18 protein-coding genes are annotated in these 16,160 nt (G+C 71.6%); 9 read left to right on the top strand and 9 right to left on the bottom strand.

The annotated features are described in order from the left end of the window. Positions 1 to 159: 159 nt before the first annotated feature. The 3 genes from ACWDRB_RS57660 to ACWDRB_RS57670 are packed head-to-tail and all read right to left on the bottom strand — an operon-like array spanning position 160 to position 3,274. The gene (locus ACWDRB_RS57660; protein ID WP_449909841.1) at positions 160 to 1,071 is read right to left on the bottom strand and encodes a phosphotransferase family protein; all 912 of its coding nucleotides are present in this window, start codon (positions 1,069 to 1,071) and stop codon (positions 160 to 162) included. A 59-nt stretch (positions 1,072 to 1,130) separates the two neighbouring features. Continuing rightward, positions 1,131 to 2,552 (bottom strand): sensor histidine kinase, encoded by a 1,422-nt coding sequence (locus ACWDRB_RS57665; RefSeq protein ID WP_449909844.1) that lies wholly within the window; start codon positions 2,550 to 2,552, stop codon positions 1,131 to 1,133. Next, a complete protein-coding gene (locus ACWDRB_RS57670; RefSeq protein WP_355212073.1) occupies positions 2,549 to 3,274 on the bottom strand; it encodes a response regulator transcription factor in 726 nt (241 codons plus the stop codon). Before ACWDRB_RS57670 ends, ACWDRB_RS57665 begins: the two co-directional genes overlap by 4 nt. A gap of 124 nt (positions 3,275 to 3,398) precedes the next feature. Between ACWDRB_RS57670 and ACWDRB_RS57675 the strand changes: the two genes are divergently transcribed. From ACWDRB_RS57675 to ACWDRB_RS57685, 3 genes are read left to right on the top strand one after another with little or no spacing between them, the layout of a single operon-like run. Continuing rightward, positions 3,399 to 4,751, top strand: coding sequence for a ferredoxin reductase family protein (locus ACWDRB_RS57675; RefSeq protein ID WP_449909847.1), 1,353 nt, complete (start codon positions 3,399 to 3,401; stop codon positions 4,749 to 4,751). A 14-nt stretch (positions 4,752 to 4,765) separates the two neighbouring features. Further along, positions 4,766 to 5,206, top strand: coding sequence for an FMN-binding protein (locus tag ACWDRB_RS57680; protein ID WP_449909850.1), 441 nt, complete (start codon positions 4,766 to 4,768; stop codon positions 5,204 to 5,206). Beyond that, positions 5,203 to 5,955 (top strand): FAD:protein FMN transferase, encoded by a 753-nt coding sequence (locus ACWDRB_RS57685; protein ID WP_449909853.1) that lies wholly within the window; start codon positions 5,203 to 5,205, stop codon positions 5,953 to 5,955. The genes ACWDRB_RS57680 and ACWDRB_RS57685 overlap by 4 nt, the downstream gene beginning before the upstream one ends. Here the strand turns inward: ACWDRB_RS57685 and ACWDRB_RS57690 are convergent. After that, positions 5,940 to 6,920: a helix-turn-helix transcriptional regulator gene (locus ACWDRB_RS57690; protein ID WP_449909856.1), complete on the bottom strand. Its 981-nt coding sequence runs from the start codon at positions 6,918 to 6,920 to the stop codon at positions 5,940 to 5,942. The two genes, ACWDRB_RS57685 and ACWDRB_RS57690, sit on opposite strands and share 16 nt — an antisense overlap. A gap of 103 nt (positions 6,921 to 7,023) precedes the next feature. On the opposite strand from ACWDRB_RS57690, the gene ACWDRB_RS57695 reads away from it, so the two are divergent. Continuing rightward, positions 7,024 to 7,398, top strand: a complete 375-nt coding sequence (locus ACWDRB_RS57695; RefSeq protein ID WP_355212062.1) for a nuclear transport factor 2 family protein — start codon at positions 7,024 to 7,026, stop codon at positions 7,396 to 7,398. Positions 7,399 to 7,404: 6 nt separating this feature from the next. On the opposite strand, the gene ACWDRB_RS57700 is transcribed toward ACWDRB_RS57695, so the two are convergent. Continuing rightward, positions 7,405 to 8,148 (bottom strand): SDR family oxidoreductase, encoded by a 744-nt coding sequence (locus tag ACWDRB_RS57700; RefSeq protein ID WP_449909860.1) that lies wholly within the window; start codon positions 8,146 to 8,148, stop codon positions 7,405 to 7,407. Between the two features lie 82 nt (positions 8,149 to 8,230). Here ACWDRB_RS57700 and ACWDRB_RS57705 point away from each other — a divergent pair, with 82 nt between their 5' ends. From ACWDRB_RS57705 to ACWDRB_RS57715, 3 genes are all read left to right on the top strand, one after another. Next, a complete protein-coding gene (locus ACWDRB_RS57705; RefSeq protein ID WP_397374809.1) occupies positions 8,231 to 8,731 on the top strand; it encodes an RrF2 family transcriptional regulator in 501 nt (166 codons plus the stop codon). A gap of 61 nt (positions 8,732 to 8,792) precedes the next feature. Beyond that, positions 8,793 to 9,287, top strand: coding sequence for a hypothetical protein (locus tag ACWDRB_RS57710; protein WP_350724303.1), 495 nt, complete (start codon positions 8,793 to 8,795; stop codon positions 9,285 to 9,287). 73 nt (positions 9,288 to 9,360) lie between these two features. Further along, a complete protein-coding gene (locus tag ACWDRB_RS57715) occupies positions 9,361 to 12,906 on the top strand; it encodes a WD40 repeat domain-containing serine/threonine protein kinase (RefSeq protein WP_449909863.1) in 3,546 nt (1,181 codons plus the stop codon). Here ACWDRB_RS57715 and ACWDRB_RS57720 read toward each other — a convergent pair whose 3' ends face one another. Beyond that, entirely contained in the window at positions 12,907 to 13,179 is a 273-nt protein-coding gene (locus tag ACWDRB_RS57720; RefSeq protein ID WP_449909972.1) for an alpha/beta hydrolase, read from the bottom strand. Beyond that, entirely contained in the window at positions 13,085 to 13,333 is a 249-nt protein-coding gene (locus ACWDRB_RS57725) for an alpha/beta hydrolase fold domain-containing protein (protein ID WP_449909968.1), read from the bottom strand. Before ACWDRB_RS57725 ends, ACWDRB_RS57720 begins: the two co-directional genes overlap by 95 nt. On the opposite strand from ACWDRB_RS57725, the gene ACWDRB_RS57730 reads away from it, so the two are divergent. Further along, positions 13,283 to 13,453: a hypothetical protein gene (locus ACWDRB_RS57730; protein WP_449909973.1), complete on the top strand. Its 171-nt coding sequence runs from the start codon at positions 13,283 to 13,285 to the stop codon at positions 13,451 to 13,453. The two genes, ACWDRB_RS57725 and ACWDRB_RS57730, sit on opposite strands and share 51 nt — an antisense overlap. Positions 13,454 to 13,495: 42 nt before the next feature. Here the strand turns inward: ACWDRB_RS57730 and ACWDRB_RS57735 are convergent, their stop codons facing one another. Next, complete coding sequence (locus ACWDRB_RS57735) at positions 13,496 to 14,041, bottom strand: helix-turn-helix domain-containing protein (protein ID WP_449909866.1); 546 nt, start codon at positions 14,039 to 14,041, stop codon at positions 13,496 to 13,498. Between the two features lie 52 nt (positions 14,042 to 14,093). Here ACWDRB_RS57735 and ACWDRB_RS57740 point away from each other — a divergent pair, with 52 nt between their 5' ends. Beyond that, complete coding sequence (locus ACWDRB_RS57740) at positions 14,094 to 15,254, top strand: pyridoxal phosphate-dependent aminotransferase (protein WP_449909869.1); 1,161 nt, start codon at positions 14,094 to 14,096, stop codon at positions 15,252 to 15,254. 105 nt (positions 15,255 to 15,359) lie between these two features. Here ACWDRB_RS57740 and ACWDRB_RS57745 read toward each other — a convergent pair whose 3' ends face one another. Continuing rightward, the gene (locus tag ACWDRB_RS57745; protein WP_449909871.1) at positions 15,360 to 16,115 is read right to left on the bottom strand and encodes a hypothetical protein; all 756 of its coding nucleotides are present in this window, start codon (positions 16,113 to 16,115) and stop codon (positions 15,360 to 15,362) included. Positions 16,116 to 16,160 lie beyond the last annotated feature (45 nt).

Genomic DNA, 16,160 nt, shown 5'->3' on the forward strand with positions numbered 1-16,160 from the left:
CGGCTCGACCTGCTCATCGAGCATCGCGACACCATCCGCCGCCGGATCCGTGAGCTGACCCTCTCCCTCACGGCCGTCGAGTACAAGATCGCCACCTACGGCGGCGAGACCGGGCCGGACGTGCAGACCCCTGCCATCGACCGGACGGCGCGACGGGCACTACGGGCATAGGCGTGAGGTGGCTTCGGTGGTGACGAAGTCGACATAGCCGGCGGGAGGCCTCATCCCGCGCGACACCATCCAGTGGATGCGACCGGCTCCGGTCAGTGCGAGCGTCGCTCGGTAGCCCAGCTCGACGTCGGCGGTGTCGAAGCGGCCGGCCAGTCCGTCGAGGTAGTCGGTGAGATGGCGTCCGAGGGTGGTCAGCGCCAGTGACGCGAGATCGGCGCCCACCGGGCCCACCCCGAACGTCGCCCAGTCCAGCGCCACCGTGTCCGCGCCGTCGGCGGCGGCGACGAGGTTGCCGTGGGAGAAGTCACCGTGCACGAGCACGCGAGGCACCTGGTCGAGCCGCTCCAGCAGGTCGTGGCGTTCTTGCCACAACGCCGGGATGGGTGCGGGCACGTCCAGGCCGGTCCAGCTCAGGTCACTGACGGCGATCCGCTGGGCGAGCTGGTGGCCGGACAGCCACGGCACGTCGGGGACGGCGACGTCGGCCTGCCAGCGGCCGAGCCGGTGAGCGGCCACGTGCGGGGCTTCCGGGCTGGCGCCGGCGTCGGCGAGATAGACGGTGTCGCCGATGACGCCGTAGCAGCGGGGCGCGGCCAGGCCCGGTCCCTTCGGCAGCAGCCCGCTGGCATAGGCGAGAGGTTCCCGCCGCCAGTTGGCCCAGTGCCGGGGATCGGCGGCTCCGGCGGCGTGTCGTCCGGTGGTCAGCGGCCGGCAGGATTTGCGGATCACGGTGAAGGAGACCTGGTCGCGGCCGAGCCGTGCCTGGCCGGACAGCCTGGTCACGGCATCGGTGGCGGCCCCTGAGCTGCCGGTGACCGGCTCACTCCGGCACGACCCGAGCGAGCCTCCTGGGTGGCCCAGCACCGCGTCCAGGACTGCCGGGGGAAGCAGATCCGTCACTCGCGGCACGGTAGGCCATCACCCCGCTCGCGTGCCTCTCATTTTCCGCATGACACCCGCTATTGCCCTGCGTCGGGCAGATGGAGGTGGAAGGCGGTGCGGCCGGGGCGGCTTTCGACGCCGATCGTGCCGCCGTGCGCGGCGACCACCGCCTTGACGATCGCCAGGCCGAGCCCCGTGCCGCCGGAAGCGCGCGATCGCCCCTTGTCCACGCGGGAGAAGCGCTCGAAGATCTCCTCCTGCATGTCCGCCGGGATGCCGGGCCCGCCGTCCGCGACCGTCAGCTCCGCCGCGCCCGGCGCCTGTCGTACCGTCAGCGTGATCGCCGTGCCTTCGGGGGTGTGCGTACCGGCGTTGGTCAGCAGGTTCGTGATCACCTGGCGCAGCCGCGACGGGTCGCCCTGGACGGTGACCGGCTCCTCGGGCAGTTCGAGCCGCCAGCGGTGGGCGGGCGCGGCGGCCCTGGCGTCACCGACGGACTCGATGGCCAGCTTGGTGAGATCCACCTCGTCCCGCGCCAGCGGCCGGCCCGCGTCCAGCCGGGCGAGCAGCAGCAGGTCGGCGACCAGTTCGCTCATCCGGCCGGACTCGGCGTCGATGCGGTCGAGCGCGTGCCGCACCCCCTCGGGCATCGGCTCGGCGCCGCGAAGGGCCAGCTCGGTGTGGCCGCGGATCGCGGCGAGCGGGGTGCGCAGCTCGTGGCTGGCGTCGGCGGCGAACGCGCGCAGCCGCTGCTCGACGGCGTACCGGCGGGCCAGCGCCGCCTCCACGTGTCCCAGCATGCTGTTGAACGCGGCCCCCACCTGCCCGGCCTCGGTACGCGGATCGGTGTCGGGCACCCGTTCGGTCAGCGCCACCTCGCCGCTGGCCAGCGGCAGTCGGGTGACCCGCCGGGCGGTGGCGGCCACGCGTTCCAGGGGGCGCAGCGCGAGCCTGACCCAGACCGCGCCGGCGACGCCGGTGACGGCCAGCGCGGCGCCGAACATGAAGACCTCGAACACCTGCATGCGCCTCAAGGTCTCCTCGGCCTCGCGCAGCGGCAGACCGGTGATGAGCACGTCGCCGTCGCGGCCCGGTACGGCGACGACCCGGTATTCATGCAGGCTCGACAGGGACACGGTCCTGGGCACGCCGTCGGCCGGCAACGCGGCCAGGACGGCCTGGTCACCGCCGGCGAGCCGCGCCCGATCGTCGTCGTACGGGGTCACCACCGCCCCCTGAGTGATCACGCCGCCGGCGACGCGCACTCCCAAGGTGCCAGGGGCCTGGCTGCGCGTGTCGCCCCCGCTCCGGTCGCCGTGCTCCAGGCTCGCCGCGTACCTGCCGCCGATCGTGGCGAGCTGCTGGTCGACCCGTCCCATCAGGAAGCGGTCCATCGCGAGCGACGTCGCGACGCCGACGGCCGCGCAGGCCAGCGCCAGCAGCGCCAGGACTCCCGCGACGAGCCGGCCCCGCAGCGTGCGCGGCAGGAGGCGGCTCATGCGGGCGGCTTGAGCACGTAGCCGACGCCGCGGACGGTGTGGATGAGCGGCTCGCGGCCCGCGTCGATCTTCTTGCGCAGGTAGCTGACGTACAGCTCGACCACATGGGCCTGCCCGCCGAAGTCGTAGGACCAGACGTGGTCGAGGATCTGCGTCTTGCTCAGCACCCGGCGCGGGTTGAGCATGAGCAGCCGCAGCAGGTCGAACTCGGTCGGCGTCAGGTCGATCAACGTCCCCGCCCTGGTCACCTCCCTGGCCTCGACGTCCATGACGAGATCGGCCACGACGAGCCGCGTGCCGTTCCCGGCCCGGGCCATCCCCGCGCGGCGCAGCAGCCCGTTCAGCCGGGCCAGCACCTCGTCCAGGCTGAACGGCTTGGTCACGTAGTCGTCGCCGCCGGCGGTGATCCCGGCCACGCGGTCCTCCACCGCGTCCCTGGCGGTGAGGAACAGCACGCACACCTCCGGCAGCCGCTCGCGGATCCGGCGCATGATCTCCAGGCCGTCCAGATCGGGCAGCATCACGTCCAGGACCACCGCGTCCGGCACGAACTCCTCCGCCGCCCGCACCGCGGTCATGCCGTCGCCGGCCGCGCGGACCCGCCACCCCTCCTGGAGCAGCACCGTCTCCAGCACCTCGACGATGTCCGGTTCGTCGTCCACGACCAGCACGCGGATCGGCGCACCGTCAGGACGCAGCAACACCGACACGGTCACCTCCATGTCCATTTCATACCGAAATCTTCTGAAAATCCTCTGAGAGCACCTCCGTCCCGGGCCGTTCAGAAGGAACGCAGAGTTTCGCTTGGCACGGTGGGTCCCGTTCCCGAAGAAGCAGGAGAACGGTGTGACCATCACGCACGTACCATCCCGAACCGCCCCGCAGGTCAGGTCCACCGGGTTCGTGGCCCGCCCCGGCCCGGTGCTCGTCCTGATCGGCCTGGGCGCGGTCGCGGTCGTCGCGCTGTGGTGGCGTGACACGTCCGCGGTGGTGGGGGCTGCCGGCTGGCTCACGAACGCCGGGCGAATCACCGGCCTGCTGGCCGGTTACGCGATGGCGGTGCTGATCGCGCTGATGGCGCGCGTGCCCGCGCTGGAGCACGGCGTCGGCACCGACCGGCTGACCCGCTGGCACGCCATGGGCGGGCGTTACGTCGTCGGCCTGATGACCGCGCACGTGCTGTCGGTCATCTGGGGGTACGCGATCGCCGACGGGCAGCACGTGGCGGACGAGGCCGTCACGATGGTCGTGACCTTCCCCGAGATGTGGGAGGCCACCGCGGCCTGTCTGCTGCTGCTCGGCATCGGCGCGATCTCGGCCCGTGCCGCCCGCCGCCGGATCGGCTACGAGACCTGGTACCTGCTGCACTTCTACACCTACGTCGCCGCCTACCTGGCTTTCGGCCACCAGCTCGCCACCGGTGCGGAGTTCGCCGGTGACCGGGCCGCCCAGGTCGCCTGGTATGTCCTCTACCTCGGCGTGGCCGCGCTCGTCGTCCGGTACCGGCTCCTGGCGCCCGTCCGGCTGTTCCTGCGGCATCGGCTGCGGGTGGCCGCGGTGACCGCCGAAGCCCCCGGCGTGATCTCCGTCCAGGTCACCGGCCGGCGACTGGAACGGCTGCGCGCCGAGCCCGGCCAGTTCTTCCGCTGGCGCTTCCTGGCCAAGGGGCTGTGGTGGTCGGCGAACCCGTACTCGCTGTCGGCCCCGCCCGGCGCCGGAGGGCTGCGGATCACGGTCAAGGCGCTGGGCGACCACAGCGCGACCCTGGCCGGGCTGCGCCCCGGGACGCGGGTCTTCGCCGAGGGACCGTACGGGGCCTTCACCGGCCGGTTGCGCTCCCGCCGGCAGGTGCTGCTGATCGCGGGCGGCGTCGGCATCACCCCGTTGCGCGCCCTGTTCGAGTCGCTTCCCGGCGAGCTGACCCTGCTCTACCGGGCACGCAGGGAGGCCGACCTGGTGTTCAGGCAGGAGCTCGAGGACATCGCCGTCGCCCGGGGCGCGAACCTGCACTATTCGACCGGCCCCCGCGGCCCCGGTGGGCCGTTCGACGCGGCGGTGCTCGCCCAGGTCGTGCCCGGCCTGCGCGACCACGACGTGTACGTGTGCGGCCCCGCCGAGATGACCCGGGCCGCGATCCAGGCATTGCGGGCCGCCGGAGTGCCCCGGCGGCACATCCATCACGAATCCTTCGAGTTCTAGGAGTACGACGATAAATGCCCATCCGTAGAGCACTCCTCGCCGTGCTGGCCACTGCCGTCGGCCTGGTGCTGCTGCTGTCGTTCAAGCCGCACGACGTGTCGCAGGCGGCCCAGCCACCCGCCGCCCTGGCCCAGAAGCAGTCCGGCACCACGCCGGCTCAGGGCACCACGCCGGCGCAGGGGACAACCGTGACCGGCGATCCGGCCGACACCCGCTGGGGCCCGGTGCAGGTCGCGATCACCGTGTCCGGCGGGAAGATCGCCGACGTCCAGGTGCTGCAGGCGCCCGACGGCAACCGCCGTGACATCGAGATCAACGACGCCGCGCTGCCGATCCTCACCCAGGAGGCGCTGTCGGCGCAGAGCGCGCAGATCGACACGGTGTCCGGCGCCACCTACACCAGCGAGGGCTACGCCCGCTCCCTGCAGAGCGCGATCGACCGGGCGGGGCTGTGACGATCCGGCACGTCGAGCACGTCATGGGGACGGTGTTCTCCTTCGACGTCCGGCACGAGGCGTCCGAGCGGATCACGTCGGCGATCGAGGAGGCGGTGACCTGGCTGCACCACGTGGACGCCCTCTTCTCCACGTACCGGCCCGGCAGCCCGATCAGCCGCCTCGGCCGCGGCGAGATCGCCCCGGAGAGCTGCCCGCCCGAGATCGTCCGCGTGCTGGCCCGCTGCGCCCAGGTCGAGCGCGACACCGGCGGCTATTTCACGCTCATGCCCGGCGGCCGGCTCGACCCGTCCGCGCTGGTCAAGGGCTGGGCCATCGAGCACGCCTCGGCGCTGCTGGCGGCGGCGGGCGCGCGGCGGCACAGCGTCAACGGCGGCGGCGACGTCCGCCTCGGCTCATCGCCGGAAACCGACCGGCCGTGGCGGGTGGGCATCGCCGACCCGCTGCGGCCCGGGGCGCTGGCCGCCGTCGTCTCGGGGACCGGCCTGGCGGTCGCCACCTCAGGCACCGCCGAACGCGGGCACCACATCGTGGACCCGCACACCGGCGCCCCCGCCACCGCGCTGGCCTCGCTCACCCTCGTCGGGTACGACCTGACCACCGTGGACGCCTACGCCACCGCCGCGTTCGCGATGGGCTCCGCGGCGCGGGAGTGGGTGGAGGATCAGGACGAGCTGGAGGCGTTCGCGGTGACCTCGTCGGGAGCGGTCTGGCGTACCAGCGGTTTCCACCGTTATGCGCAGTTGTAGCGGGCGGCGGCTTCGGCCGCCTTGCGGGCCAGGGCCCGGCGGAGCTCGGCCGGGGCGAGGACTTCGGCGTCGGTGCCGAAGGCCAGGAGCACCTCTGCCGCGGCGAGGGAGCGGAAGTGCAGTTCGACGTGCACCCGCTCTGCTCGCTGGTCGGTCGCGGGAGGAGGGCCGGCCAGGTCGGCTTCGTGGATGCGCAGGAATCTGGCCAGGATGTCCCGGTGGACGCTGACCGTGACGGCCAGCGGGGCGGGGATCTCGTCGATGTGGCGGCGCAGGCCGTCCCAGACGTCGGCCAGTTCGAGGCCGTCGCGGCGGCGTACGGGCTCGTCGAGGATGCCGGCTGACAGGGCCCGGTCGGCTCGGAAGAGTGCGGGCTCGCCACGGTGGTCGGCGACCAGGTACCAGACGCCCGCCTTGTTGACCAGGCCGTACGGATCGAGGGTGTAGGAGCGGACGCGGTTGTCGCGGCCGTGCCGGTAGCGCAGGCGCAGCCGCCGGTCGTTGAAGACGGCCTGCTGGAGCACGGCCAGGTCGACGGCGGGGCCGGTCGCCGAGCGCGCCGGACCGCCGCGCCAGCGCACGGGGTCGATGAGGATGCGGCGGCTGGCCAGGTCGGCGTCGGGCCGGTGCGGGGCGGGCAGGGCGGCCATCAGTTTGCGCAGAGCGGAGCCGAGGGCCTGCCCCAGGCCCAGCTCGGTGTGAGCGTGACCGGACATCAGCACGAACAGGGCGCGGGCCTCGTCGGCGGTCATGCCGGTGACGTTGGTGCGGTAGCCGGGCAGCAGCGCGATGCCGCCGTGGGGGCCGCGCACGGTGTAGACGGGCACGCCGGCCGACGACAGCGCCTCGACGTCGCGCATGACGGTGCGGACCGACACCTCCAGGCGCTCGGCCAGGTCACCGGCCGGCAGCTGCCCGTGGGTCTGCAGCAGCAGCATGATCGACAGCAGGCGCTCGGATCTCACGTCTTCAAAGGTATATGACGCTACCTGACATATATCCCCGTGAAGATGCAGGTAGACGGGCCGCCCACGGGGGCGGCGCGAACGTCCTGAAAGGAACTGTGCTGTGACCGGAACCAACGGGCTCGCCCAGCAGATCGCCGACGACTTCGTCCGCGCGTGGACCAGCAAGAACATCGACAAGGCCCTGAGCCTCCTCGCCGACGACGTCGTGTGCGAGGCCCCGACCGGCACGTTCGAGGGGGTGGAGGGCTACCGCGGGTTCCTCGAGCCGTTCGCGACCTCGCTGGTCAGCGCCACCGTCATCGACGTCCTGGGCAACGACACGAACGCGGCGACCGTGTACACCACCGACACCCCGCTGCTGAAGGACTTCCGCGGCATCGACTATTTCACCGTCGAGAACGGCAGGATCACCCGCGTGATCAGCATCTTCGACATGCTCCCGATGCACAAGGCCCGAAACGCCGTCCAGCCCTGACCGGGGTCACTTCTGCTCCTGGAGCCAGTCGTCGAACGTCGTCGGCGCGATGCGGGCGTCCTCGCCCGGCAGCAGCACGTTGCCGGCCATCTCCGGGCTGAACAAGCCCGACCAGGTCGGCACGAGCTTCACCTCCCGGCCGCGCGCCCGATGCGTACGCCGGGCCATGTCGACGAGGTCCTGCGGCTCGGGCCCCGCGACGTCGACATGGCGTCCCTGCGGCTCGCCCACCGCGATCTCGGCCAGGATGGCGGCCACGTCCGCGGGCGCGATCGGCTGCATGAGCAGCGGCGCGACCGTGGCCACGCCGTCCTGCTCGGTCCAACCGGCCACCATCTCCGCGAAGTCATGGAACTGCGTGGCCGGTACGACCGTCCACGGCACCGGCCCCGCGGCCACCAGGCGTTCCTGCTCCCGCTTGCCGGCGTAGTGCGCATTGCCGTCGATCCGGCCCACCCCGGCGATCGACAGCAGCACATGGTGGCGTACGCCGGCCCGTTCCTCGGCGGCGAGCAGGTTACGGGTGGCCGCCGCGAAGTAGGCCACCGTCTCGGCCCGATCCCCCTCCGGCCCGTTGGTGACGTCGATGACGGCCTCGACCCCGGCGAGGGCGTCGTCGAGCCCGTCACCGGTCAGCAGGTCCAGGCCGAGCGAACGGCTGATGCGCACGACGTCGTGCCCGTCCCGTTCGAGGGCGGCCACGGTCAGGGAACCGATGTTGCCGGTCGCGCCGGCGACGGCGATCCGCATGATGATCACTCCTTGTCCACGATCAACCAGGACCATATCTCGGACTAAACAGGTCCGCAATATCCACGATATCCTGCCGATCGTGAAGCTGCCCGTAAGCACCGAATGGCTGTTGCACTGCGCCACCTCGCTGGCGCAGCTCGAACCGGGGACCACCGCATCGGCCGCCCAGCTGGCGGACTACTACGACCTGCCCGCGCCCTACCTCGCCAAGCAGCTCCAGTCGCTCGTCAAGGCGGGCGTGCTGTCGGCGACGACAGGGCCGCGCGGCGGGTTCCGGCTCGCGCGCGAGCCTGCGGAGATCACGTTGCTGCAGATCGTGGAGGCGGTGGACGGCGCCTCCGCTCCGTACGAATGCCGCGAGATCCGCAGGCAGGGCCGCGGCGCGCTTCCGGCCGAGGAGTGCCGGCAGGCCTGCATCCTCGCCGTGAAGATGGCCGAGGCGCATCGGGTGTGGCGCGGCAGCCTGGCCGGGGTCTCGCTCGCCGATGTCCTCGCCGACCTGCCTCCGTCGGCGCCGGCCCGCACTCGATCGCTGCTCACCGGGCAGACCCGTCCCCCTGGAGAGGACGCCCTCCGCTGAGAGATCCATCCCATCGCGTCATGGCAGGATCTGTGGGGGACTGCGAAGTTCGGAGGACGTGATGAACGACGAGACGGCCACGTTGCTCTTCGACGTGATCGGCCGGCTGGAGAAGAGCATCCTCGCCCGCGACTGCCCGGCCATCGTCGCGCTCCAGGGTGAACGCCAACTCGTGCTCAGCGACTACGACTACCTTCGCGACCAGCAGTCGGCCACGGACTTCGAGAATCGAGCCGCCACCAGGGCCCAGGAGATCGCCGCGACGCGATGGATCTTCGCGGTCCCCCAGGTATGGGTGATCACGCCGGACAAGGTCTTCAGCCGGGCCGTCTCCAACCTCCCGCTGCTCGAGGGGGAGCAGGAGGCGATCACCTGGATGAGCTTCGATCAGAGCGACGGCGTGGACTACGGGCGCGTCCCGTACGCACGCCGCCCGAACGGAGAGCCGGTGTTCGACGAGCCGGAGATGTTCACCGTGAGCGTGCGTCCGGCCGAACGCATGCCGGGCTACACGCTCCTTCAGGGGCTCTTCCCCGACCATGGCGCCGCCGGGTGATCGACGAAGGACAACTTCCGCCGCGGGGGCCGCATCTAAGGACGTAGAAGATCCGAGATGACGGGGTGATCAGATGGCGTCGGCCCTGCTGCCTGGGGATCCTCTTCGGCTGGGGGACTTCTGGCTGGCCGGGCGGCTGGGTGCCGGGGGCCAGGGGGTGGTCTACGAGGCGTACGACGCGCAGGGCGACCGGGTGGCCATCAAGGTGCTGCACGGTGATGCCGCCGGCGATCCGGATCTGCGGTCGCGCTTCGGCAAGGAGGCCACGGCGGCCCGGCGGGTGGCCTCGTTCTGCACGGCACGCGTGCTGGCGGTCGATCTGGACGCGCCCAAGCCGTACATCGTCAGCGACTACGTCGAAGGGCCGAGCCTGCGTCAGGCCGTCGCCGACGGGCGCCGCTTCAGCGGCGACGAGCTGCACCGCCTGGCCACCGCGGTGGCCACGGCGCTGACCGCGATCCATGACGCCGGCGTCGTGCACCGCGACCTCAAGCCTGACAACGTGCTGCTGGGTCCCGACGGTCCGCGCGTCATCGACTTCGGGGTGGCGCGGACTCTGGAGATGTCGCTGACCGCCACCGGTCTGGTGGCCGGCACTCCGACCTACATGGCGCCGGAGGTGTTCACCGGCCAGCGTGCCGGTGCTCCCGCCGACGTGTTCTCCTGGGGTGCGATCGTGCTCTACGCCGCCAACGGCGACGACCCCTTCCGGGCCGAGAGCCTGGGCGCGGTCATGCACCGCGTCCTGTCCGCCGAACCCGACCTCTCCCCGTTGCCGCCTTCGCTGCGGCCGCTGGTCTCGGCGGCCCTGGCCAAGGATCCTCTCGCCCGGCCTACCGCGCGCGAGCTGTTGCTCGGCCTGATCAGCGGGTTCCAGGGCGGCCAGGCCGACCTGCTGACCGTCGGCAGCGCCGAGGCCGGGCTGCTCAGCCGGGGAGCCGCGGCCGATCCTGCCCTCGGCACGCTTGCGGAGGACGCCTACGGGTTTCTCAGCCCCGGCGAACGCGACCTGGTGCCCAACCTGTTCCTGCGCATGGTGGCCGTCACCGACGCCGGTGAGGTGACCGTACGCACCGCGTCGCATGAGGAGCTGTTCGAGGCAAGGACACCGGACGAGCGGGCCGCGCTCGAACGGATCCTGGAGGTCTTCTCCTACGTGATCGCCGTTCGAGGCGACGACGTCGCACTGGCCCGGCCCGCCCTGTTACAGGCCTGGCCGCGGCTGCGGTCCTGGGTCGGCGACGAGCGTGAGGGCCTGCCCACGCACGACCTGATCCGCGCCGCCGCACGCCACTGGAACACCCACGGGCGCCGCGAAGGCGACGTCTTCCAGGGCAGCCGCCTGGAGACGGCCCTGCGCTGGGCCGCCACCGGACGCCGCCATCTCACGCTCAGCAAACTCGAACGCGACTTCCTCGACGCCTGCAACGCCGCCACCCGCCACCGGATCCGGCGCCGCCGCCTCCTCACCGTCACCCTGTCCGCCCTGCTCGTCCTCGCCCTGATCGGCGGCGCCGTCGCCGTTCGGCAGAGCCTCGTCATCTCGGAGCAGAGCAGGATCGTCGCCGCGCAGCGGGACGAGGCGGTCGCGGGCAAGGTGGCGGCCCAGGCCGACGCGATGCGCACGGCGGACCCGGTACGGGCGATGCTGCTCAGCGTCGCCGCCTGGCGGCTTGCCCCGGTCACCGCGACGCGGGCGACGTTGCAGAACGCCTGGGCACAGCGCGAGCGCTCGGCGTTCTCCGACCCGGACTCGGGCGCGGAGACCGTACGGCAGATCACCAGGGACGGGCGCACGTTCGTCAGCGTGTCCCCGCAGGGGGTGCGGATCTACGACCTGCGGACCGGGAGGAAGACCGGCGGCTGGGACGACCTGAAGATCGGTGGGGAGAAGTTCCTGGGCGCCAGCCTCAGCCCCAGCGGCCGGATGCTGGCCGTGGCGGCGGGCGATGAGATCCATGTCTGGGACACGAGCACCGGCAGGCAGACGGGAGCCAGACGCAGGATCGACATGCCGGAAAACTTCAACGGGGTCAAGTTCCAGACCGGCGACCGGTACGTCAACGTGCTGGGATCCCAGGCCGGCGGCCTCTGGGACACGCGGACCGGCGCGGAGATCGAGGCGGGGGACGGCATGCTCGAACCCTCCGTCACCCTGGCCAACGACCTGGTCGTGAACGGGGGTGTCATGCGCCGGTTCAGCCTGCTGAGGCTGCCGAGCGGGAAACCGGTGGCACCATGGCCCCGCTCGGGCGGCTGCGCCAAGGAGGTGTGGACGGCGGCCATCAGCCCGGACGGACGGACCATCGCCTGCGCCACCGGTTCAGGGGTCTCCCTCGTCGACGCGCACACAGGACGCGACCTCGCCGGCCAGCCGGCGCTCGGGGGGAACGGCGACGGCGGCACCAGAATGTGGTTCAGCCCGGACGGCCGCTACCTCGTGGTCAGGAAGAACAACAACCTTGAGCTTGTCCGGGTCTCGGACGGGAACACCGTGCTCTCCTACCGGAGCGCACCCGAGAGCGTGGGCTTCGACGGCACGACCCTGCGTTACCTGACCGACGAGACCGTGGTGGGCCTGGACATCTCCGATGTCCTCCACCTCACGCGGCTGCCCGGCCACGCCCCTGAGTCCGCTGTGTTCAGCACTGATGGACGACTCCTCGCCACGCACCAATACGAGGCGAAGCAGCTCGTGCTCTGGGACGCGGAGAAGCTCCGCCCGCTGGGATCGCCCCTGAAGATAAGGATCGGGGACGGCACCCTGGGCTTCGCGTTCAGCGGAGACGGGCGGCTGCTGGCGGCCTTCAGCGGCATGGGGAAGCCGCTGGAGATGTGGGACACCGCGCAGCCGTCGCGCGTGACCAGGGCCCAGTTGCCGGGTGAGTGGATGGCGGAGGCCGTGGCCGTGAACGAGCACGGGACGCTTGTCGCGATCGCCGCCACCGATACCAGCGGCGCATCCCGAAACCGGCTTTTCGTCTGGGACGTGCCGCATCACAAGTGGTTGCGGCCCATCGACACGAACTACCTGATGGGCATCGTGTTCCGGCCGGGCAGCACGATCATCGCTCCGATGAGCGACTCGGCCAACCACCTGATCGATCTCTCCTCCGGGCAGCCGGTCGGCCCCGCCTTCGGCCCAGGAGGGCTGAGCAGCGGTTTGAGGAGCATCGCCTTCAGTCCTGATGGGGCGAGCCTCGCCGCCTACAGCCAGTCGGGCAGGCTCGCGTTCTGGGATCTGCGCACGGGTAAGAGGCGTGGTCCGACGTTGCGTCCGTACCCCGGTGACATCATCGGGATCAACCAGCTGGTCTTCTCCCGGACGGGCGACGTGGCCGCATCCATCACTGAGGGGGAGGTCCAGCTCTGGGACCCCATCACGCCTCGCAAGCTCGGGTCGTCGATCGCAGGGGCGGACGAGCCGCTGATAACGGCCGCGTTCGGATCCGGTGGCGCGGTGCTCCGTACCATCGACGAGGCGGGTGTGCTGCGCTCGGTCTCCGTCGATCCCGAGCGCACGGCCGCGACCGTCTGCGCCCGGGCCGGGCGCTCGCTGACGCGCGCGGAGTGGCAGGAGTATCTGCCCGGATTGCCGTACCGGAAGATCTGCCCCTGATCACCGGCTTCGGCGCGTCAGGGTCCTGATGTCCTCGAACAGCCGCTCGTGCGCGGCGGCCGCCTCGGCAGAGGTCAGGTCCATGTTCTGGATGAAGCCGTGCTCCAGGCCGGGCTCCTGCCGGTGCGTCACGTGGACGCCGGCTCGCGCCAGCCGGCGGGCGTAGGCGTCGCCTTCGTCACGCAGCCGCAGGCAGGCCATGGTGGCCAGGTGGCCGCCGGCGCTGTCGCCGGCCACCGCGGCCGGGCGGGCCCAGCGCAGCACCGCGGTCACGTCCTCGACGGACCGCCGGGTACGGATGCTCGGGCGCGCGCCGGTAGTCGATGGCCAGCACCTCGACGTCGCAGGCGTGGGCGATGCGCCGGCAGGTGCGGTCATGGGTCTCCAGGTCACCGATGACGAAGGCGCCGCCATGGGCGAACACCATCAGCGGCCTGGCCTGTTCGGAGGGCCGGTAGTGGCGCAGCGGCAGCCCGTCCGGCCCGTGCAGGTCTTCCACGCGGGCCGGTGCGGGGCCTCGGGGCCGGTCGGCGGCTCGCCGTCGTGAGCCTTCACGCAGTTCGGACACATCGGGGACGGTCATAACGGGTCAGCCCTCCGGGTGGACCATGAGAAGTACGGCACGATTGTCCGGGGTGTGGCCTCGGTACAGGTGCGGGTGAGCGGCGTCGAACCGGATGGAATCGCCTTCGGCCAGGTCGGTGGGGGAATCGGCGGGTCCGGTGGTGACGCTTCCGTGGGTGAGCACGAGGCACTCCTCGACGCCGGGCAGGTGGGCGTCGGAGTGCTGGGTGCTCTCGGCGATGGCGATGTCGTAGACCTCCACGGTGCCGCGCACCCTGATGCGGTGCAGGAGACGCGCGCTGACCGCGTCGCCCTCGACCCGCGGCCGCCGGTCGTCGGCGCGTACCACCTCGACCGTCGAGGCGGGCGCTTCCAGCAGCTCGCCGAGGGACGCCTTCAGCGCGGTGGCCAGGGCCCACAGGGTGCTCAGGGTCGGGTTGCCCTGGCCCTGCTCGATGCCGTGCAGCGTGGTCTTGCTGATGCCGCCGGCGGACGCCAGGTCGGCCAGCGATATCCCGGCCGCCGTACGCAGCCGGTGCACGTTCGTCCCCACCACTTGCGCGAGCTCCATTCGTATCAGCATAGTGGTATGGACGTACCAATATAATGGTTTTGGAGGCGAGATGACGGTGACGCGGCTGCGCGACATCCCGGGCATCGGCGTGGACGCCGTCGGCGACGCGGCCGACGCCGTGGGCGACCCGGAGTTCCTGCGGCTGGAGAACCTCGACACCGACCTGCGGCCGCCCGCCGTCGCCATCGCCGCCACGCATGCCGCCGTCGACGACGACGCGGCCAACAGCTATCTGCCGTTCCAGGGGCGCCGCTCGCTTCGCGCGGCCGCCGCGGCGCACGTCGGGCGCATCTCCGGGCACGCCTACGACGCCGACACCGAATGCGTCAGCGTGGCCGGCGGGCTCAACGGCATCCTCAACACGCTGCTGGCGACCGTCGAGCCCGGGCAGGAGGTCGTGCTGTGCGACCCCATATACGCCGGCCTGGTCAACCGGGTCCGGCTCGCGGGCGGCGTCCCCCGCTTCGTCCCCGCGCAGCCCACCGCGGACGGCTGGACCGTCGACGCCGAACAGCTCGCCGACGCCGTCGGACCCGACACGGCGGCTGTCCTGATGATGGGGCCGGCGATGCCGACCGGTCTCGTCCTGGACGAGCACCACTGGTCCGCCCTCGCCGACGCCTGCGAACGCCACGACGCCTGGTTGATCTACGACGCGGCCATGGAACGCATCCGCTTCGACGGCCGCCCTCCCAGCCACCCGGCGGCCCACGAAGGCCTGGCGCGGCGCACCATCACCGTCGGTTCGGCCTCCAAGGAGCTGCGCCTCATCGGCTGGCGCGTCGGCTGGGTGACCGGCCCCGCCGACATCGTCGCCGACATCCGCCTGGTGGGCCTGACCAACGTCGTCTGCCAGGTCGGCCTGGCACAGGACGCCGTGGCCGCCGCGCTGGACGCGCCCGACGCCGATGCCGACGTCGCCGCCGCCACCGCCGAGTGGCAACGGCGCTGCGAGACGGTCCTGCATCAGCTCGCCGCGTACCCGGTCGTCCGGCCGCACGGCGGGTGGTCACTCCTCATCGACGCCAGGCCCCTGGAGCTGACCCCCGCCGAACTGTCCCGGCGCCTGTTCGAGCGGGCGAAGGTCGCAGCCACCCCCATGGACGGCTGGGGCCCCAGCGGCGGGCACTACCTGCGGCTCGTGTTCGCCAACGAACCTGTCGAACGCCTCGCCGACCTCGGCGACCGCTTCCGCCAGGCCATCGGCTGAACCATGGACGTTTCGGATACATGCGCCGCCGTCCCGGCTGGTACGTCGTCGGAGGGCTGTTCGTAGCCGTCCGGCGGAGCCGTGGGTGACCTCATCGAGCGTCCGTCAGTCGGCGTGAGTCAGCCGGACGTATCCGTACGGGTTGAAGAACAGATCGTCCTCGTCATAGCGGTCGCACGCGCCGGTGCGCAGCAACCAGCGCGGAGCGTCCTCGGCCATCCGGAACCCGGCGCCGTCCTCGATCTCCTCCGCGCGCGGATCGGTCAGCAGGTAGATGGCGAGCGTGTCCAGGTGCGCGACGAGCTCGGCCAGCCTGTCCTCCGGCGGAAGCTCCGCACCGACCTCGATCTCCACATCGGGCGCGCCGAGCAGGTGCATGCCGCAGCTGTAGAGCACCTGACCGTCGTGGAGCGGTCGCTGCACCCAGGCGCTGACCAGCGCGTCGGCCAGGGCCTCGTCCGTGGCCTCGGCCGCTCGATCGGCCAGCGCGAGCCAGCGGTCCCGGCCGTGCGCGATCCCGCTGCTCTCGTTCTTCACCGCCGTGGCTCCGGACCGCAGCAGCGCGGCCGTCACCGCCAGCAGCCGCCGGGAGGTGTCGAACGCCAGCTCCCGCATCATCGGCGCGGACAGCAGGTAGCCGACGGTGTCGTGGGACTCCACTGCGGCCCAGTCCGCCTCGTCGAACGAGGCCGCAGCCATACTGGCCTCGAACGCCTCCGGCATCCGAGGGTCGGGTTCGGCCTCGGAGTATTCGCGGTCGAGGACGAAACCGCCGAAGCCGGCCGCAGTCCGTTCTATCTCCGAAAGGTCCAGCCCGGCACCGAGCACGCAGAGCACGTGCCGAGGAAACGCATCACTCATCCCGGTACGTTATCGATCATTGCCGACGCCTCGGGGCGATTCCCC

The sequence above is a fragment of the Nonomuraea sp. NPDC003707 genome (assembly GCF_053587055.1).